Origin of the sequence: Pseudomonas sp. JV414, from assembly GCF_032424305.1 — a bacterium.
Classification (GTDB): domain Bacteria; phylum Pseudomonadota; class Gammaproteobacteria; order Pseudomonadales; family Pseudomonadaceae; genus Aquipseudomonas; species Aquipseudomonas lini.
The window spans coordinates 299643-319744 of sequence record NZ_VYKC01000002.1 but is presented as its reverse complement, the minus strand read 5'-3'; the positions used below and the strand labels follow the sequence as shown (position 1 = coordinate 319744).

The following is a 20102-nucleotide window of genomic DNA, read 5'->3' as shown; positions in this document are numbered from 1 at the left end:
TTAGGCATCTATGTAGTTATTTTTCCGATACCAGTCCAGGGTATCGGTCAATGTTTCAGCGACGGGGCGGAACTTGCACTTCAGCTCATTTAAGCTTTTGTTATGGCTAAAATGGGTGCGCCCTTGTTCTTGCTCGATGAGTTTGACAGTGGAGGTACTGATGAGTACCGGTTTTTTTGTGATCCGGTAATAACCTTCATAGATCAACGCAATGACACGCAGCATGAATAGTGGCACTTTGCGCTCGGGCGCTTTTACGCCGCTGACACTGGCGAGCGCCTGGAAAATGCTTTTCATGTCCATGTGATTGCCGGCTGCCAGGTAGCGTTCTCCGGATCTGCCGTGTGTGATTGCCGCAAGTTGATGCTCCGCCACATCTCTGGCATCGACAACGGAAAAACTTCCAGGCAGTACGCCGGGCAATTTTTTTCCGACAAAGTCGAGCAGGAACTGTCCTGATGAGGTGGGGCCGATATCACCGGGGCCAAACATCCAGCCTGGCAATACCATGGCGACAAACATGTCCGGGTGTTGTGACAGAAATTCCTGAACTTTTTGTTCAGACAATATTTTACTCAAGTAGTAATCGTCAGCCTCCAATTCACTGCGAGACATTGTTTCATCGATCACTTGATCTCTATCGCCCTTCAACACCGCAATCGAGGAGGTATGGACTGCACGACGAATACCGGCGGCATAAGCGGCTTGCAATAATTGCTCGGTCCCCGTCACATTAGTGTCATACAGTTTCTGCCAGTGCTTTCCGCCTTTGTAACTATCGCGGAAATAGGCAGCTGTATGAAACAAGGCATCACAGCCTTGCAAGGCATGACTGAAGGCATCGACATTGAGCATGTCGCCTTCGACAAGTTCAACAGGCAGGTTGCCAAACTGCTTCTTGGCTTTTTCGATGGAGCGAACCAGCGCTTTTACTTTGATATTTCGCTTTAAAAGCGCATGAACCACATTATTACCGAGCAGGCCTGTAGCGCCTGTAACAAAGGCATATTCCATTAAAATCCAGCTCCTGTGGGGTAACCTTCTGCTGCATTGAGATTGATGTCACCGGGCTCGATCTTTGATCAGGCGTTGGTTGCATCAACGGCGGCAAGTAAAAACCATTCGGTATCTGAAAATCAAGCGGTATTTAATGGCGCCGGAAGGTTGACGTCCTTGAACCCCGACCAAAAATACGAAGATCCAGCGGTTTAGAGCGTTGTCGACAGCAGGCATTCACCCGGATCGAGCGGATCAAGGTCATCGCAAGACATGTCAGTCACCCCTCGATTGCCTCCTGGGGGAGTCACAAGGCACGAAAAATCATCGATGCAGCCCATCTGGAGTTCCCCCTCCCGTCGGCGCGATGCATGGCATTTACATGGCACTCCTTAAAAGTTTATACACAAAGTTATTAATAAGGTCTGGTATAAGATATGATAGTTAATACAGGTTTTGTGCAGTGAGTGTGTCAGATATGTTCCATTCAGTTACAAATAGATTTTTTGTTTGGCCAAAGGAGCCGAGGCGTGATTAAAAAGAGATTAGGTCGAGAAGAAAGTCAGCAAGTAACAAGAGACAAATTATTCGATACTGCCACTGAGCTTATGGTGAGAAAAGGCTTTCACGCCGCCAGCGTCAACGCTATTTCCGAGGAGGCCGGTTTTTCGAAGGGCGCCTTCTTTTCAAACTTTACAAGTAAGGCGGACTTGCTTCTGCAGTTGACTCAGAGGTTTAAGGGAGTTGAAATAGATCGGTTGAGTGTTACTTTGACTTCGGGGTATTCATCGGAAGAGTTAACCCATGGATTGAATGCCTATATTGACACGCTTAAAAATAACACCAGCTGTGCGATTCTTGATGCTGAGCTGCAACTAATCGCCTTGCGCGATGAAGAGTTCTCAAAGCATTACTACGATCTGCATCAGGAAAACAGTGAAGCCTTGGGCAAGCTGATTACCATCATATTTAATCATGCAGGCAAGAAGCCTCCTTTGGCGTATGCCGATCTTGCAAGGACTTTCACCGCTTTGTCGGAAGGTTTGATACTGCAAGGACATAAAGATCCGGCCTCTGAGATAAAGCTGGTGTTGAACTCGCTTATCCAGACAGCCGAGCCTTTATAGAAGGCTGCCATACCTTGGGATATATACGTTATTCGCATGTCCGAGGCTCAGACCTCGGGCAGGATGCGAATAGGCCCCTCTGTGTTTCAGGGAATGACTAGTCTGTCGTAATAGTACACATGCAACTCGCACGTCCCATGACAAATTCTCCTGTATTTCTTGTTCTAGAAGCCGAGTGCCCGGTGCCGTCAAGCACAGGAGGCAAAGATGAGTTTCTTCCCTAAAGATCATCGATCTAGTCCTTTACGCACGACGCGAAGATCGTCCATTTTCACGGAACTCTGAATGGCGAGGGCGATGTTCGTCACTTCCTTTCGGATCACTATCCTTATCTGGTTCCGGGCGTCGGGCGCTTATCGTCTCATGTGTGCGTTTGGGCGCCAGCAACCGCTCGATGGCGCCACTGACCATGTTTTCCATCAGGTTATCGCGCTCTTGTTCATCCAGCGAATAGTGCGTCAGCCAACTGGGCGCGCTGTTGAGCAAGGCGGCAATGGCATGACTTGCGGCCATCCGGCCCTGCTCACTGAGTCGGAGTCGGATGCCGAGCATCAGCAGCAACTTGCGTTCGTACTGCTCGCGCAGTTGCCGGACCCGTTCCTGTTGCTCTTCATTCAGGCAGCCGCCGTCGCGCTCCACCAGACGAAAATGCCAGGGCATTTCCTGATGCAGATTCAGGTGCGCGCGGATCAATTGGTTGAGTCTGTCGCGTTTTTCCGGGGCCGTTTGTTCGATGCGTCCCAGAGTGGCGAGCAGCTCTTCGTAAAACTCCTCGATCAGGTCAAGCAGCATGTGCTGTTTGCTGGGGTAATGGTGATACAGCGAGCCCGGGGCGAGCCCCAGGCAGGTCGCGAGCTCACGCATGCCGACCTGACCGAAACCCTTGCTGGCAAAGAGCTCCAGCACCTTATCCCGGTATTCGGCGAAGCGCGAGCAACGCTCAGGCGTAGGCATGGAAACCGCGCCCCGTTTTGCGTCCCAGGTAACCGGCGGCGACCATTTCCTTGAGCAGCGGAGCGGGGCGGTATTTGCTGTCGTTGAAGCCGTCGTAGAAGGCTTCAAGGATGGCCAGCACGGTGTCCAGGCCGATCAGGTCCGCCAACGCCAGCGGGCCGATCGGCTGGTTGCAGCCCAGGCGCATGCCGGCGTCGATGTCTTCGGCGCTGGCCAGGCCTTCCTGAAACACCAGGATCGCTTCATTGATCATCGGCACCAGAATCCGGTTGACCACGAAACCCGGACGGTTGCCCGCGGTGATTGCGGTTTTGCCGAGTGTGGTCGCCATGTCCAGCGCCAGGGCGTGGGTGGCATCGCTGGTTTGCAGGCCACGAATCACTTCAATCAGGCCCATTACCGGCACCGGGTTGAAAAAGTGCAGGCCGATGAAACGCTCAGGCTGGCTGACGCTGGCGGCGAGTTGAGTAATGGACAGCGACGACGTGTTCGAGGCGATCACACAGTCGGCGCTGACCTGCGCGGCGATTTGTTGCAGCACGCGCAGTTTCAGGTCGAGGTTTTCGGTGGCGGCTTCGATCACCATCTGCACGTTTTGCAGGCCGTTGTAATCGGTACTGGTGCGAATCTTGTCGAGGGCGGCGAGCTTTTGCTCGTGCGTCAGCGTGTTTTTGGCGACCTGCCGATCGAGGTTTTTATCGACGGTCGCGATTGCCTTTTTCAAGGCACTCTCGGAAATGTCGATCAAGGTCACGTTGAAGCCGGCCACGGCGCAGACTTGCGCGATGCCATTGCCCATGGTGCCGGCGCCGATGACGCCAATGTTCTGAAGATTCATGCGCATGTCCTTATCAAACCCGCTCGAACAACACGGCGATGCCTTGGCCGCCGCCGATGCACATGGTCGCCAGGGCATAACGGCCTTGGCAGCGATGCAGTTCGTGAATCGCTTTGGTGGCGATGATCGCGCCAGTGGCGCCCACTGGATGGCCCAGCGAGATGCCCGAACCGTTGGGGTTGACCTTCTGCGGATCGAAGCCCAGTTCTTGCGCTACGGCACAGGCTTGGGCAGCGAAGGCTTCGTTGGACTCGATCACATCAAGGTCGGCAACGGTCAGGCCGGCGCGCTTGAGCACCAGGCGGGTGGCGGGAATCGGTCCCAGCCCCATCATCGAAGGTTCAACGCCTGCGTGGGCATAACCCACCAGTCGAGCCATTGGCTTGAGGCCTTGTTCCTGAACAGTTTGGCCCGTGGCCATGATCAGTGCGCCGGCACCATCATTGAGGCCGGATGCGTTGCCGGCGGTGACGCTACCGTCCTTTTTGAAGGCAGGTTTCATGCGGCTCAACTGCTCGGCGTTGACCTCAGCCCGTACATGCTCATCCGTCGCAAACGAAACCGTCCCTTTGCGAGTCGCTACTTCGATCGGCACGATCTGCCCGGCAAAACGCCCTTCGGCAATCGCCCGGGCAGCACGCTGCTGGCTGAGAAGCGCCAATTCATCCTGGGTCTGACGCGTGATGCCATAGTGCTCGGCGATATTTTCAGCGGTGATACCCATATGGAAACCGGCAAACGGGTCTTGCAGGGCCCCAAGCATGTAGTCGACGGCCTGCATGTCGCCCATTCGTGCGCCCCAGCGCGCCTGCGGCAACAAGTACGCGCCTCGGCTCATGGACTCGACGCCACCTGCCAGCGCAGCGCCCGCATCCCCCAGCATCAAACTTTGCGCGGCACTGACAATCGCCTGCAAACCCGAACCACAAAGACGGTTGACGTTGAAGGCGGGAGTCTCTTTCGTCAGGCCAGCATTCATCGCTACGACCCGGGAGATATAGGCATCGCGTGCCTCGGTCGGGATGACATGTCCCATCACCGCATGGCCGATGTGCTCGGGCGCCAGGCCTGATCGTTCGATAGCGGCGCGGCAAACGTCGGTTGCCAACTGAATCGGCGGCACATCCTTGAGTGAACCGCCAAAGCTGCCGATGGCAGAACGGACGGCGCTCACTACAAAAATATCGGAATGGTTCATGTTGGCTCTCTGAATAGGTCTTTTTTGTTGGGCACGAGTCTAGAATCAGCAGCGCCACAGGCCTATGCCAAAACTGTTCAAGGGTGATGGCGTTTTTTGCCATATTCAGATTTGACGAGAGAGGCATTCAAATGCGGGAAACGGATTCGGTGGCGGTTTACTTCATGTACCCCATGATCCATGCGTTACGTGAGGAACCGCAGCGTCTGCGGGCAGTACTTGAACAGGTGGGAATTGATCCGGCACTGTTGGATCAACCGACGGCACGGGTGCCGGCCACGGCTTTCGCCGCGTTATGGCTGGTGCAGATTCGTGAGTTGAACGACGAATTTTTCCAGTTGGACTCCCATGGTATGCCGCCGGGCAGTTTTGCCTTGATCTGTCGGGCATTGATTCAGGAGCCGACGCTGGAAAAGGCCATGCGTCAGTGCCTGGCCAATTTCGCCCTGTTCCTGCGTGATTTTCGCGGCACGTTGAGTGTGCGCGGCAAGCGTGCGGTCATCAGCTTGCAGACCCGTTCGCAGGACAGCGAGGTCAGCCGGTTGGGCGAAGAAACGTTTCTGGTGTTGATGATCAGTCTGCTGTGCTGGCTGGGCGGGCGGCGCATTCCGATTGATCGTGCGGACTTTCGTCATCAGCGTTTGTCGCTGCGTGATGATGCGATGCTCTGGGGCCCCAACCTGACCTTTGGCACCGAACGCACCGAAATCGAGTTCGCCAGTCACTACCTGCGGCTGCCGGTGGTTCAAGACCTTGCCTCGCTGAAAGTGTTTTTGCGCACCGCACCGCAATGGCTGGTGATCCGCTTCCGCAACCAGCATGGGCTGGCGTCGCAGGTGCATCAACGCCTGCGCCACAGCCATTACAGCGAATGGCCGACCTTGCAGGCCTTCGCCCTGGAGCAGCACCTGAGCCCCAGCACCTTTCGCCGGAAGCTGGGAAGTGAAGGCTGTTCGTATCAGGAAATCAAGGATGAAGTGCGGCGCGCGGTGGCGTTTGAACGGTTGCGCCAGAGCAAGGCGAGCATCAGCGATATTGCCGAACAGTTGGGATTTCAGGAGCCGAGTGCGTTTCATCGGGCGTTCAAGAAATGGACGGGGGAGAGCCCGGGGCGGTATCGGGTGCGGTTTCAGGAGTGAGCCCTGCTCGTTGGGTCACGGCAAGCCTTTAATGGTCTGGTTTTGAGTGCCGAACTGCGCAAGAGAAAGAGCGCTTATGCGAGCCCATACGACTGGCTTTGCATCTCTCGTTCAAGAAAATCGATGAACGCGCGCACCTTCGCATTCAAAGCCGATCGCTCGGTGACGCAGGCATAGATGTGCATCGGTTCAGGCTCTGCGCAAGCTGCATTGCGATTGCCCGACTCGAACAATGGCAGTAGTCGGCCGCTGTCGATCAATGGCTGAGCGACGAAGCTGGCGAGGCGTGCGATCCCGCCGCCGTTTACAGCAATCTGCGCGATCGTATCAATATCATCGCAGACGAAGCCCGGATTGACTTTGGCTTCGAAACGGCTGCCATTGAGTACAAAGGTCCAGGGCAGAAAACGACCATCAGTTGGATAGCGAAAGACAAGGCAAGTGTGTTGCTTCAGCTCCTCTGGTGTTGTCGGCATGCCCGCGCGGTCGAGATACGCGGGTGACGCGCAGAACACGAAAGGACGCGAGGCGATACGCCGGGCGATGAGCTGATCGTTCAGCTGCGCTTCAATACGGATGCTGACGTCGACGCCCTCGAGCCGATGATCGACGCTGCGATCCGTACTGATCAGTTCGATGTTGATGCGCGGGTAGGCGTCCTTGAATGCGGGCATTAATGGCGCGAGTACATGCCGACCAAATGCCGCCGTGGTGGCGATGCAAAGCGACCCATGTGGCTTGGTTTCGACCGTGGCAGCTTGCGAGGCGAGATCAATATCGCCCGGAATGTGGCGCACCTTCTCGAAATAGCGGGTGCCGCTTTCGGTGAGCGCCATGCTCCGGGTCGTACGAGAGAGCAGGCGCACGCCCAAGTGGGCTTCGAGCCGCGTGATGCTCTGGCTGACCGCCGCAGCGCTCATGCCTTGGGCACGGGCCGCCGCCGCGATGCTGCCGTTTTCTACCACACGGATATAGGTATTGATCAAACCAAGAATATCCATCGGGTGCCCTTGCTCGATTCGTTGATTTTTCTTAAGAATGATTCAAGCGTCACGCGTCTACCGGCGCGTTCGGCAGCTTGCTAGGTTAGCCGCTCTCGCCACTCAAGATCGACAAGGCTCAAATCGATGACCGATAGAACAGCTAGAAATACTGCACGTTTTCGCTTGCCTAAACACGCGACGCCTTACGTCTTTGCGCTTTACATGGCCACTATCATGGCGTTTCTCATGTGTCTCGTCATCACAATCGCTGAATTCGGAATAGGCGAACATTACATGGAAAATGTGATGAATGCGTACCAGGTGGCAATGCCTTCGGCGTTCGTCTGCGTGCTCGTCGTGCGCCCAATCGTTGCCCGACTTGTGGCGTGGACCGTGCAGACTCATTGAGAGATCTGGTCAACGAAGTACGGCCTGTCGGTGCCGACCATCGGATTTGCCATAAGTGAAGGAGGGCGCACGACGAAGTGCTATTTGGCCAGTAACCGGCACCACAAACCTCTCATCAGCCCCGCGATAAGGGCGACAGCACGTCATAGCGCATCCTGGCGTCGTCGCCGATCGCTTGCGCTCCTCACCGTCGAGTCGTTGCCGCGGGTTGAAGCGATCCGGCCAATGGCTACGCACAGTCGTTTCGCATGATCTAAGCTCCACGAGGTATGGCTTTTCGAGCAGGGGTTGCAATGCGAAGCACACCTGAAAACAGCCTGAAAAATGCGTTGAAAGCCTGTAGAGACAGCTTCATTTCTGTCGGTTTTTTCAGCTTTTTCATCAACGCGCTAATGCTCGTGCCTACCTTCTATATGCTTCAGGTGTATGGGCGGGTGATGGCCAGCGGAAGCCTGACAACCCTGGCAATGCTGACGCTGATCATGACCGGGCTGATCATCACGCTCGGCTCCCTGGAATGGATCCGTTCGCGCATCATGGTTCGGGTCAGTACCCGGCTGGATGTGTTGCTGAGTCGCCAGGTCTATAAGGCCAGTTTCAAACGGGCTCTGGACAGTGGCGGGATGGATGCCTCGGCCCAGTCGCTCAACGACTTGACGGGCCTGAGACAATTTCTCTCCGGTAACGGTTTGTTCGCCTTCTTCGATGCGCCCTGGTTGCCTATCTATATCGCCGTGATGTTCATGTTTCATCCCTGGTTTGGCTGGGTAGCGACGGGCAGTGCGCTGCTGTTGTTATTGCTCGCGTTTATCAATGAGAGGCTGACGGGGCCGGCGCTGGCCCAGGCGAACAAGGAACATATCGGCGCGACGCTCTACACCACGAAAAATCTGCGCAACGCTGAAGTCATCGAATCCATGGGCATGCTTGAAACCCTTATGGACCGTTGGGGACTGCGCCAAAGAAACGTCCTGTTGCTGCAGGCCGAGGCAAGCGATAGAGGTGCCATCGTCAGCACGCTTTCCAGGACGTTCCGGATCCTGGTGCAATCACTGATCCTTGGCCTGGGGGCGTACCTGGCCGTGGACAATCAGGTAGGGGCAGGCCTGGTGTTTGCCGGGGCCGTACTGCTAGGGCGAGCATTGGCCCCCATCGATCTGATCATCGGCAGTTGGAGGGGCTTTATTGCGGCTCGCTCGCAATACGGCCGTCTCAACGACATCCTCGACAAACAACAGGCTCAGCCCGAACGCATGTCATTGCCTGCGCCTCAGGGGCACGTGCAGGTGGAGAATCTGGTCGTCGCGGCACCTGGCTCGAAAACCCCGATCATCAACAACATAAGTTTCAGCGTACCTGCCGGCTGCGTTGTCGGCATCATCGGTCCAAGTGCCGCGGGCAAGTCGACTTTGGCCAGGGCACTGATAGGGGTATGGGCGCCGCTGTATGGCGTGGTCCGGCTCGATGGCGCTGACATCAGCGCGTGGGACAAACATGAACTTGGGCCGTATATAGGTTACTTGCCCCAGGACATTGAACTATTCGAAGGCAGTGTCAGCGAGAACATTGCCCGCTTCACCGAGGTCGACTCGGCAAAAGTCATTCAGGCTGCCAGGACCGCTGGCGTTCACGAAATGATTTTGCTGTTGCCCGATGGCTACGACACCGTCATTGGCAGCGAGGGCCTCATGCTGTCGGGAGGGCAGCGCCAGCGCATCGGACTGGCCCGTGCCCTGTATGGCAGCCCGCGGCTGATTATTCTCGACGAGCCCAACTCCAATCTTGACGAAGTCGGTGATCGCGCCCTGGTGGCAGCCATCCAGCAGCTCAAGCAGAGCGGCGCGACCCTGTTTGTCATTACCCACCGAACCAACATCGTGTCGCAACTTGACCGACTCATGGTGATTAACGCAGGGGTTATCAGTCTCTACGGGCCACGCGAGCAGGTACTCGCCGAACTCAACGCACAGAGACAGCAGGCACAAAAGCACGCCATGTCGGCAGGCGCCAGCATGGCTTCGGTCAAAACCAGCAAGGGTGATGCCGATGAACCCTACGATGCCCAGTCGTCAAATTGAAAGCTTCGCCGGCCTGCCGATATCCGACCGTAAAGTACGCCGCTTGGGCATTGGTATTGTTGGGGTGACCTTCGGCCTGTTCGGCACCTGGGCGGCGCTTGCGCCCCTCGACGGTGCCGCGTACGCGCCGGGGGTGGTCACCGTGCAGACTTACCGCAAAACGGTCCAGCATCCTGAAGGCGGCATCGTCAAAGCGGTACTGGTCCATGACGGTGACATCGTCAAGGGTGGTGATCCGCTGATCATTCTTGATGATGCCCAGTTGCGCTTCGAATACGAGATATCCCGAGGTCAGCTGGTTGCGACCAGAGCCATGGAGGCAAGGCTCAGGGCCGAGCGCGACACACTGTCGGCGATCAGCTTTGGGGAGATAGCCGATTCCGAGAGTCTGCGAGGAGTGGAAGCGCGTCAGGGCGAGACGCAGGTATTCAACGCCCGGCAGGGCTCGCGGCTGGGCCAGATTGCGGTGTTACGCGAGCGCATTGGCCAGTTGAATCAACAGATCAAGGGACTGGAATCGATGATTGCTGCCAAGGTTCATCTGGAAAAATCCTACAGCGGTGAAATCGTTGAATTGACCGACCTGCTCAAGCAAGGGTTCGTTGACAAACAACGTCTGCTCGATCAGGAGCGCAAGCTGGGGATGCTCAGGTCGGAGGTGGCTGATCACCGGTCCGCTATTAACAAGACTCGTCTGCAGATCAACGAAACACAGCTGCAGATTCTGCAAATCGACAAGGATTTCAGTACCGAGGTGGTCAAGGAGCTGGCCGAGGTTCAGACCCGGATGTACGACCTGCAAGAGAAAACCTCGTCCCTGGAAGACCGGCTCAGTCGTATCGTCATCCGCGCACCCGACGCGGGCATGGTGATTGGCATGACAGTGCACACCATTGGTGGTGTGGTGAGCCCGGCGACGCCGTTGCTGGATATCGTTCCATCGGTTTCCGAGTTGGTCATCGAGGCCCAGGTGGCGCCAGTGGATATTGATCGTGTCGCCATCGGCAAGCGTGCCGATATCCGTTTCGGCGCGTTCAATAGCTCGACCACTCCCGTGATCGAAGGCGAGGTCAGCAGCGTATCGGCTGACCGGCTGGTCAACGAAAAGGCCGGGACGGCCTATTACCTGGCGCGGGTGCGGGTAACCGAGGAGGGTGCGCGTACCTTGGGTGAACGCAAGTTGTTGCCGGGGATGCCGGCGGACGTATTAATCATCACCGGGCAACGCACGTTGTTGCAGTACTTGATGCAGCCGGCTCGCGATGCCATGGCTCAATCGATGATCGAGGAATAACCATGAGCGCGTCGGCAGTTCTGCTGGGCGGTGTGTTTATGCTTGCAGCGGGTGCCGCCCTGGCGCAAACCATTGCGGCAACGCCGACCGGGGTCAGCGCCTCGACGTTTTCCACCGACCTCATGCAGTTGTATCGTGAGTCACGGCTGGAGGACCCGCGGGTATTGGCCTCCTATGCGCAAGCGCAGGCGGGTAAGGAGCATCAGCGCGAGGCTATGGGTGCGCTGTTCCCGCAGGTATCGCTCAATGCCGGGACGAATCGGATTCATCAGGAGAGCGACCTGGTGGAGCAAAGTTACGATAGCGAAAACTACAGCCTGGTGCTGCGTCAGTACCTCTACAACAAGACCGCGTGGGAGAACTACCAAAAATTCAAAAGCCTGGCCAGGCAGTCCGAATCGCAAGCGCTGGATGCCCAGGCCGAAGCCACGGTGGACTTGGCGGAGCGTTACTTCACCGCGTTGGCGGCCGAAGATGAACTGGAGTTGGTGAGGGCGGAGCGTCGAACCACGCAAAAGAGTCTGGACCGAGTCAATGCGTTGTACGAAAAGCAGCTGGCAATGATTACTGATCAGCTCGACCTCAAGGCCCGGGTAGATTTGCTGGCGGCGCAGGAGCTGGATGCCCAGAACCAGGCCAGTATCAGTCGCGAGGCACTGGCGGAGATCGTCGGCCGTCCGGTCAAGGAGAAGCTCAACCGGATTCGCGATGACGTGCAACTACGAGTTTCGGCGCAGAGTCTGGAAACCTGGGTGCGCGAGGGTATAGCGCTAAACCCGGCGCTGAAGGCCAACGAAAGCGGTGTCGAAGCAGCGGGCGCTGCGTTGCGCAGCGGCAAGGGCGGGCACTATCCGACCCTGAGCCTTACGCTGAGCGCGCAGCAGACCAACGAGGGCTACAACAATGCCCTGGCGCCGCGCACCGACAGTTATGTCGCCGGTATTGGCGTGCAAGTGCCGCTGTACAGCGGCGGCTCGACCTCGGCGCGGGTCCGTGGGCTCTACCAGGATCAGATTACCGCCGAGCAGGAACTGGAAGCGATCCGGCGCCGGGTGGTCAAGGAGATCACCAGCGCTTACCTGACTGCCAATTCGAGCGGAGAAAAGATCAGTGCAAGCCGAAATGCCCTGGCCTCGGCCCAGCTGTCGAGAGTGGCGGCAGAGAAAGCGCTTGATTACGGAATGGTCAATGCCGTCGATGTACTGACCAGCGTACGCAACGAATTCCGGGCTCGTCGTGACCTGCTCAAGACGCAATACGAGTTCGTCACCAATGTCCTCACGCTCAACCGCTGGGCGGGAAAGCTGCCTGCCGAAAGTGTCGAAAGCGTTAATGGCTGGTTGAGCCCCGGCAGCTCCAGCCAAAAGCTCACATCCCCCTGATCCCCGCAATACCGACCGTGTATCCCCATCCCGACTGGCCGCCAATTTGAGCCATAACCTCCAGCAGTTCAGGTGGTGGTTGCTGTGGCGTTGTCGCAAAAAACTCGAGCACCGCAGTCGCTGTTGCCCGAGCGCACCGGAAGGCAAAAACCACGAGTGGGAGAGCTTTCCCATGGCTCTGCGAGGTGAGCTTCGCCGAAAAATTGACGTCAGAGTTTATTGCGTGCTTGCTTTCACACCATTCGTCGGTTAATTGACGATTTTGATCGGAATCAGGATTGCTCGCAGTTCGCCTGGCGCAAGCCTAACACCTTGATTTCTTAGGGGGAGGGCACCCTTGGGAAGATCGACCGGGCTACTCGCATGAAGCTTGAGTCGACGACTGGCGGATGGGCGTGCTGGCAGTGTGCTGGTCTGGCCTAGACTCAGTTGAACAGATCGAGGGAGCACATCAATCATGCGCAAGCTATTGATGATTATTCCTATTTATGTTGCCTCGATGGCTTTGCCCGGCTTTTGGAAACGTCCGCAACGCCTGCCGGTGAAGCCAGTGGAAGTGTCCCCCAGGGATGAATAGCCGGGTGGGCACCATTAGGCCTGTCGGCGCTCGCATCTGTCCTTCGATCACGGTGGTCAGGTGAGGGAGCTGCTGATCCATGAAGGCCAAGGGAGGGAGGTCAGAGTTAATCTTCAAGGGAGTCAGGAACGTATGACGACCCACAAAAAACCAATACGCGTGATGCTGATCGATTGTCGTCCCCTCGTTCTCATGGGCCTTCAAGATTTGATCAATGCCAGAAAGCCTCAGATGGAAGTGAGCGGCCAGGCCACCACCTATACCAATGCGCTGGATCTTGCCGATCAGTTGCGTCCCAATGTGATTTTTTTCAGTTTCTTTCCAGATGCGCTGAACCCATTGGAGGTCGTTGCGGGGCTCACCCGCAGCGCCGAAATGAAAGTGCTGGTGCTCAAGGGCCTGTACGAAGCCGTCCCTGTTGCCCAGGCAATAGAGGCGGGCGCACGCGGTATCGTGCTGGCGGAAGACCCGACGGAATCGATCATCCAGGCCATCATCACGGTCCACCACCGCGACACCGGAAAAGATAGAGCCTGGGCCGGTGGGCTTTCAGGCTATTCCGCGACCGGAAATATTCACTTGAAATGCAATCTGGAGCAGGCAAAACAGGCGCGGCTGACGCTGCGCGAGAGGGAACTGATTCGCGCCATTGTGGGGGATCCGTCCGCCAAATACATGAGCATCGCAGGGCGCCTGGGCATCAGTGAACACACCGTGCACAACCACCTCAGCAACATTTATCAAAAGCTTAATCTGATCAATCGCATCGACTTGCTGATGTATGCGCTGAAGCACGGGCTCATCAACAACGAAAAACCACCCGAATCCACGTGGGTGGAACTGGATTTGGTTGCACGTCAAGACAAGAGGTTCTGAGTCGCCGTCCTTGTCGGTGGCTGCCGTAAGGTGCCCAGAGTGATGCGATCGTGCGGATCTCTTATTGGAACTGAAAAAGATGCGAGAGTGGCTTGCGCCACCCTCGCATCTTTTTATTCGCGTTTCTCAGACGCTGCCAAAGACAATGTCGCTACTCAGAAGATCGACCCCGACCAAGGTGATGGTCGTGACTTGTCCGCCCGTTTCGGCAACCGTGACGATGCTGTCTGCACCGCTGATGTCGATCGATTGGACAACCGCGCTCTGGTCGCCGTTGAGCACCAGGGCGTCTCGCAGGTTTGCGTTCGCATCGAAGCCGGTGACCTGATACAGGTTCTCATCGACTGACAAATCGATGTTGAAGGCATCACGCTCACCGCCCGTACCCACCAGCGAGAAGTCGAAGAGGGCGTCGGCCGCGTCGTTGGCGAACAGGTTGGCGTCAAACGTACTTGTCGCCGAGTCACCATCCTTGTCCGTCAGCGTCGCGTTGAACGTCAGCTGGACATCGCTGGCCAGGCTCTCGCTCTCCTGAATGAACTGGATCGTTGGGATCTTGATCTCGCCTCGGGCCATCGTGAGCTGAACAGCGTCGATCAGATTCGTGCCATCGCTCTCAATGAGGAAGGATACCTGTCCGCCTGCCTCCGGAGTCAGGGTGTTCACTTCGATGAGGTTCGAGAACGTGCCATCCTCGTAGTAGGCCCTGTAGTACAGGTCCTCGGTCGCCGTGTTGTAACCTCCCACGGAGTTGTCGATGAAGACCCTCATGCCCGTCAGCAGGCTCTCCGGATTGACGACGAAACTTTCGTCGTCAACGCCGATTGCCGCCAGGTTGTCTCCCTGGAACAGGTTGTTGGCGACGCCGATGCCGGCCGTGCTCACGTTCATGGCCGACGGGTCGATGTACGAGGGCAGGGGGTTGGTCTGTATCTGGGCTTCGGTGGGGTCGGGTTCCCCAAGGCCGATACCGGTCAGGATGTCCGAAGTGGACGCAAGTGCCTTCGCGGAAAAGAACACAACCTCCTCAGATGGCGAAGGAATAGTCGGTGGATCCTGCTCTGGAATTAACAAGGTGCGCACTGGATCCGGGCCGCCGGCACCGAGCGCGCCATCGGCAGTGCTGAGCACGATCTCCGAACTGAAGCCTTGCACCAGATCCAGTGCATAGCGGCCGTCGGCATAGGCGGTCAGCGTGTAGTCGACGCTGGTATCCGCTGTGGCGGCGTTGTTGTCGAAATCGCCGGTCAACGTCCCTGCGAATTGGTACGCGCCATTGGCGTCCGGTGAGGGCACCAGCTCGGTGAGCGTGGCGGTTCCGGTGGTGGTCGTGTTGTCTGGTCTGACGAGGGTGAACTGGCTATTCACCGAAATATCCAGACCAGCCGCACTCAGCCCGTCGGCACCGGCCGACTTGCTCCAGAACCCGGTTTGCGGCAGGACGCTACCGGTACCGATCAGGTTACCGAACGCGAGTGCCGGGCCGTCATCCTTGAACACCAGGTTTTGCCCAATGTTGAGCGTCGCCTGGGCGCTGTCGCCGTCGCCATCGGTTTTGGTGGCCGTCAGCGTCACCAGGTTGTCCGCCGACAGACTCGTCGAATCATCGGGGTTGGTGGCATCGGGATGCACCACCGCGCGGCTCTGGTCGAGGGTGACGTCACCATTGGCGGCGACGCTGACCGTGAACACCAGCAGGTTGGTGGTGGCCGTGCGGCCTTGCACCACACCGCCGTTGAGCGACAGGTTGACCGCCTCACCGGTGGCCGTGTCGGTCAGCCCGGAGGCTCCCGCTACCACGCCCAGCGCATAGGTCAGCGTACCCGCGCCATCAGCGCCAAATGTCGAGCTGAAGTTGGCGGCGAAGTTCTGAGTGGCGTTGGTCGCCAGTACCGTTTCGTCGACCGTCAGCGTTGGTTCCTCACCGGTGGTGCTGATGCTCGGTCCGTCGTCCTTGAACACCAGGTTCGAACCAATGTTGAGGGTCGCCTGGACGCTGTCGCCGTCGCCATCGGTAGTGGTTGCCGTCAGTGTCACCAGGTTGTCCGCCGACAGACTCGTCGAATCATCGGGGTTGGTGGCATCGGGATGCACTACCGCGCGGCTCTGGTCGAGCGTGACGTCACCATTGGCGGCCACGCTAACGGTGAACACCAGCAGGTTGGTGGTGGCCGTGCGGCCTTCGACCACGGTGCCGTTGAGCGACAAGTTGACCGCCTCACCGGTGGCGGTGTCGGTCAGCCCGGAGGCTCCCGCTACCACGCCCAGTGCATAGGTCAGCGTGCCCGCACCGTCAGCGCCAAACGCCGAGGTGAAGTTGGCGGCGAAGTTCTGCGTGGCGTCGGTCGTCAGCACCGTTTCGTCCACCGTCAGCGTTGGCTCCTCGCCGGTGGTGGTGATGCTTGGCCCGTCGTCCTTGAACACCAGGTTCGAACCAATGTTGAGGGTCGCCTGGACGCTGTCGCCGTCCCCGTCGGTGGTAGTTGCTGTCAGCGTGACCAGATCGTCCGAGGTCAGACTCGTCGAATCATCGGGATTGGTGGCATCGGGATGCACCACCGCCCGCTGTTGATCGAGGGTGACGTCACCATTGGCGGCGACGCTGACCGTGAACACCAGCAGGTTGGTGGTGGCCGTGCGGCCTTCGACCACGGTGCCGTTGAGTGACAGGTTCACTGCCTCACCGGTGGCCGTGTCGGTCAGCCCGGAAGCCCCCGCCACCACGCCCAGCGCATAGGTCAGCGTACCTGGTCCATCAGCGCCAAACGCCGAGCTGAAGTTAGCGGCAAAGTTCTGGGTGGCGTCGGTCGCCAGCACCGTTTCGTCCACCGTCAGCGTTGGCTCCTCGCCGGTGGCGGTGATGCTCGGCCCGTCGTCCTTGAACACCAGGTTCGAACCGATGTTGAGGGTTGCCTGGACGCTGTCGCCGTCGCCATCGGTGGCGGTTGCCGTCAGCGTGACCAGATCGTCCGAGGTCAGACTCGTCGAATCATCCGGGTTGGTGGCATCGGGATGCACTACCGCGCGGCTCTGGTCGAGCGTGACGTCACCATTGGCGGCGACGCTGACCGTGAACACCAGCAGGCCGGTGGTGGCCGTGCGGCCTTCGACCACGGTGCCGTTGAGCGACAGGTTGACTGCCTCGCCCGTGGCCGTGTCGGTCAGCCCGGAGGCTCCCGCCACCACGCCCAGCGCATAGGTCAGTGTACCCGCGCCATCAGCGCCAAACGCCGAGCTGAAGTTGGCGGCAAAGTTCTGGGTGGCATCGGTTGTCAGGACCGTTTCGTCCACCGTCAGCGTCGGCTCCTCGCCGGTGGCGGTGATGCTCGGACCGTCATCCTTGAACACCAGGTTTGAACCGATGTTGAGGGTTGCCTGAACGCTGTCACCGTCGCCATCGGTGGTGGTCGCCGTCAGCGTCACCAGATCGTCCGAGGTCAGACTCGTCGAATCATCCGGGTTGGTGGCATCGGGATGCACCACCGCCCGCTGTTGATCGAGGGTGACGTCACCATTGGCGGCGACGCTGACCGTGAACACCAGCAGGTTGGTCGTGGCCGTGCGGCCTTCGACCACGGTGCCGTTGAGCGACAGGTTGACTGCCTCACCGGTGGCCGTGTCGGTCAGCCCGGAGGCACCCGCCACCACACCCAGCGCATAGGTCAGCGTACCCGGCCCATCAGCGCCAAACGCCGAGGTGAAGTTGGCGGCAAAGTTCTGCGTGGCGTCGGTGGTCAGCACCGTTTCGTCTACCGTCAGCGTTGGCTCCTCGCCGGTGGTGGTGATACTCGGGCCGTCGTCCTTGAACACCAGGTTCGAGCCGATGTTGAGGGTTGCCTGGACGCTATCGCCGTCCTTGTCGGTTGCGGTCGCTATCAGCGTCACCAGGTTGTCCGCCGACAGCGTCGTCGAATCATCCGGGTTGGTGGCATCGGGATGCACCACCGCCCGCTGTTGATCGAGCGTGATGTCACCATTGGCGGCCACGCTAACGGTGAACACCAGCAGGTTGGTGGTGGCCGTGCGGCCTTCGACCACAGTGCCGTTGAGCGACAAGTTGACCGCCTCACCGGTGGCCGTGTCGGTCAGCCCGGAGGCTCCCGCTACCACGCCCAGCGCATAGGTCAGCGTGCCCGCACCGTCAGCGCCAAACGCCGAGCTGAAGTTGGCGGCAAAGTTCTGGGTGGCATCGGTTGTCAGGACCGTTTCGTCCACCGTCAGCGTCGGCTCCTCGCCGGTGGCGGTGATGCTCGGACCGTCATCCTTGAACACCAGGTTTGAACCGATGTTGAGCGTCGCCTGGACGCTGTCGCCGTCCCCGTCGGTGGTGGTCGCCGTCAGCGTGACCAGATCGTCCAAGGTCAAACTCGTCGAATCATCCGGGTTGGTGGCATCGGGATGCACCACCGCCCGCTGTTGATCGAGGGTGACGTCACCGTTGGCGGCCACGCTAACGGTGAACACCAGCAGGTTGGTGGTGGCCGTGCGGCCTTCGACCACGGTGCCGTTGAGCGACAAGTTGACCGCCTCACCGGTGGCCGTGTCGGTCAGCCCGGAGGCTCCCGCTACCACGCCCAGCGCATAGGTCAGCGTACCTGGGCCATCAGCGCCAAACGCCGAGGTGAAGTTGGCGGCAAAGTTCTGCGTGGCGTCGGTCGCCAGCACCGTTTCGTCCACCGTTAGCGTTGGCTCCGTGCCGGTGGCGCTGATGCTCGGCCCATCGTCCTCGAAGATCATCTTGGAGCCGATTTCGGCGATCGTAGTAGAGGCTTCGCGCAGCGTGAAGCCGCCGATATCAAAATCGGCGTGGTCATTGCCCCTGGCGTCGAGCGCCGCCCCGTTTTCGATGAGTACGCGGTTGTGATCCGCCGTGGTGGTGTATTCAATCTGGTAGCCGGCCAAAACGCCGGTGATGGTTGCAACCCCACCAGAAAAGCTGATGCCAATGGCCGGATCATTCACCGATCCGTCCGAATTCTCGATCACCAGCCCGGTGCTGATGTTGATGACGCTGACATTGGTGATGGCAACCGGCGCATCGCCCGTATAGCCGTTGATGAAATTCACGCCAGGTTCAGCAGCGGTGCTGAATGCGCTGATTTTTACCACGGCACTCTTGCCGCTTTGCAGCTGCACGACGTCGAAACTGGCCGATGTCGCATCGTAGACGCTGGTAAAGTCGATGTTGGACTCAACATCGGCTTCGGTCTGACTGAGGTTGGGAACGGTCACATTCTGCCTGGCACCCGTGACGAACGAAAAGCGGATGCCTTCCTGTTCCGTAATCATCTGGCTGTTGGTGCCGATGGTGGTCGGGCCCCCCCCCTGGCTGGTATTGATCGTGTCGCCAGTGTTTATATTGGCGCCGCTTGACTGGTCAGCGGGGTTCTTACCGGTGGCGATGATGGTTGGATCCGTGATCCGCACGACACCATCGACCGTTTCAGTTGTCGGGTTCAGTTTCGTGAACATCAGGAACAGGTTCTGGCCGGAGGGCGCACCGGCCAGGCTGAATCCCAGGTCCTGACTGACTCCGATGAAAACCTTATCCAGCAGATTGAGCGAATCATCGGGGTTCGTAGCATCTGGGTGCTTGAGTGGTTGGTACTCCACGGTCCAGATCTTGCCGCCCGTGACCGGCGATCCGGTTTCTTCAATGTAGGCAGCGAACACGATCGCGCCATCTGCGGCCCCGGCTCGGCCTAGAAGGATGTTGTTGTCCGTATCGGTATAGAGAAGGATGCTGGTGCCATCGAGGGTAAACAGTCCGCTGTCCACGCCATCGAGCGGTGCGCCAGCGCTGTCGACGAAGCTGATATCGGTAATGCCGGACGCGTCGGTGAGGGTGAACGCATTGCTGCCTGTGTCGCCCGCGGCACCGGTATAGCCACTCAAAGCTGCACCCGTTGCGGTACCTGCTCCAAGTGCGGTCAAACGGGTAGAAAAGGAAGAGGGCAGGGATGCCACCAGAATGTCGTTGTCGTCAGCGTCGCCTGCAGGGGTTGGAGTGGCGGTGGCGTTCTGTAACCCGGCCGTTTCGTCCAGCACAACGTCCTCGCCGGTGATTGCAATAGCCATGATTGTTCTCCCGAGCAATTGCGGTCATTGAGGTGTGACCATTGACCTCTACAACTATGCCCAAGCGCCGGGAATTGCACATTGGCCGATACTCCCAAGCGCAATGGGAGTTTCGGCCTAGTCGTCCTCGTTGGTGGTCTGCTGCAGGGTGCCCAGGGTGATTCGAGAGTGCGG

General features: G+C 58.4%; 13 protein-coding genes. 7 read left to right on the top strand and 6 right to left on the bottom strand.

The window, feature by feature from the left end; all coding sequences use genetic code 11:
* Nucleotides 1–1014, bottom strand: coding sequence for an SDR family oxidoreductase (locus tag F6R97_RS02460; RefSeq protein ID WP_048393087.1), 1014 nt, complete (start codon nt 1012–1014; stop codon nt 1–3).
* 512 nt (nt 1015–1526) lie between these two features.
* On the opposite strand from F6R97_RS02460, the gene F6R97_RS02455 reads away from it, so the two are divergent.
* On the top strand, nt 1527–2123 hold the full coding sequence (locus F6R97_RS02455; RefSeq protein ID WP_050683127.1) for a TetR/AcrR family transcriptional regulator: 597 nt from the start codon (nt 1527–1529) through the stop codon (nt 2121–2123).
* A gap of 243 nt (nt 2124–2366) precedes the next feature.
* On the opposite strand, the gene F6R97_RS02450 is transcribed toward F6R97_RS02455, so the two are convergent.
* From F6R97_RS02450 to F6R97_RS02440, 3 genes are read right to left on the bottom strand one after another with little or no spacing between them, the layout of a single operon-like run.
* On the bottom strand, nt 2367–3077 hold the full coding sequence (locus tag F6R97_RS02450; protein ID WP_231669764.1) for a TetR/AcrR family transcriptional regulator: 711 nt from the start codon (nt 3075–3077) through the stop codon (nt 2367–2369).
* Nucleotides 3064–3915, bottom strand: a complete 852-nt coding sequence (locus F6R97_RS02445; RefSeq protein ID WP_038983037.1) for a 3-hydroxybutyryl-CoA dehydrogenase — start codon at nt 3913–3915, stop codon at nt 3064–3066. Before F6R97_RS02445 ends, F6R97_RS02450 begins: the two co-directional genes overlap by 14 nt.
* 13 nt (nt 3916–3928) lie before the next feature.
* Nucleotides 3929–5113, bottom strand: coding sequence for an acetyl-CoA C-acyltransferase family protein (locus tag F6R97_RS02440; RefSeq protein ID WP_038983038.1), 1185 nt, complete (start codon nt 5111–5113; stop codon nt 3929–3931).
* Nucleotides 5114–5244: 131 nt separating this feature from the next.
* On the opposite strand from F6R97_RS02440, the gene F6R97_RS02435 reads away from it, so the two are divergent.
* Nucleotides 5245–6252, top strand: a complete 1008-nt coding sequence (locus tag F6R97_RS02435) for an AraC family transcriptional regulator (RefSeq protein ID WP_038983039.1) — start codon at nt 5245–5247, stop codon at nt 6250–6252.
* Between the two features lie 74 nt (nt 6253–6326).
* Here the strand turns inward: F6R97_RS02435 and F6R97_RS02430 are convergent, their stop codons facing one another.
* On the bottom strand, nt 6327–7253 hold the full coding sequence (locus F6R97_RS02430) for a LysR family transcriptional regulator (protein ID WP_038983040.1): 927 nt from the start codon (nt 7251–7253) through the stop codon (nt 6327–6329).
* Between the two features lie 126 nt (nt 7254–7379).
* Here F6R97_RS02430 and F6R97_RS02425 point away from each other — a divergent pair, with 126 nt between their 5' ends.
* The 5 genes from F6R97_RS02425 (at nt 7380) to F6R97_RS02405 (ending at nt 13850) form a co-directional block, all read left to right on the top strand.
* Nucleotides 7380–7643 (top strand): DUF2798 domain-containing protein, encoded by a 264-nt coding sequence (locus tag F6R97_RS02425; protein WP_038983041.1) that lies wholly within the window; start codon nt 7380–7382, stop codon nt 7641–7643.
* 293 nt (nt 7644–7936) lie between these two features.
* Nucleotides 7937–9721 carry a type I secretion system permease/ATPase gene (locus F6R97_RS02420; protein ID WP_050683128.1) on the top strand — a complete coding sequence of 595 codons (1785 nt, stop codon included), beginning with the start codon at nt 7937–7939 and terminating at the stop codon, nt 9719–9721.
* Nucleotides 9702–11015 carry an HlyD family type I secretion periplasmic adaptor subunit gene (locus tag F6R97_RS02415; protein WP_050683129.1) on the top strand — a complete coding sequence of 438 codons (1314 nt, stop codon included), beginning with the start codon at nt 9702–9704 and terminating at the stop codon, nt 11013–11015. The genes F6R97_RS02420 and F6R97_RS02415 overlap by 20 nt, the downstream gene beginning before the upstream one ends.
* A gap of 2 nt (nt 11016–11017) precedes the next feature.
* On the top strand, nt 11018–12397 hold the full coding sequence (locus tag F6R97_RS02410; protein WP_038983044.1) for a TolC family outer membrane protein: 1380 nt from the start codon (nt 11018–11020) through the stop codon (nt 12395–12397).
* Between the two features lie 709 nt (nt 12398–13106).
* Nucleotides 13107–13850 (top strand): response regulator transcription factor, encoded by a 744-nt coding sequence (locus F6R97_RS02405; RefSeq protein WP_038983045.1) that lies wholly within the window; start codon nt 13107–13109, stop codon nt 13848–13850.
* Nucleotides 13851–13976: 126 nt separating this feature from the next.
* On the opposite strand, the gene F6R97_RS02400 is transcribed toward F6R97_RS02405, so the two are convergent.
* The gene (locus tag F6R97_RS02400; protein WP_315865971.1) at nt 13977–19928 is read right to left on the bottom strand and encodes a DUF5801 repeats-in-toxin domain-containing protein; all 5952 of its coding nucleotides are present in this window, start codon (nt 19926–19928) and stop codon (nt 13977–13979) included.
* Nucleotides 19929–20102 lie beyond the last annotated feature (174 nt).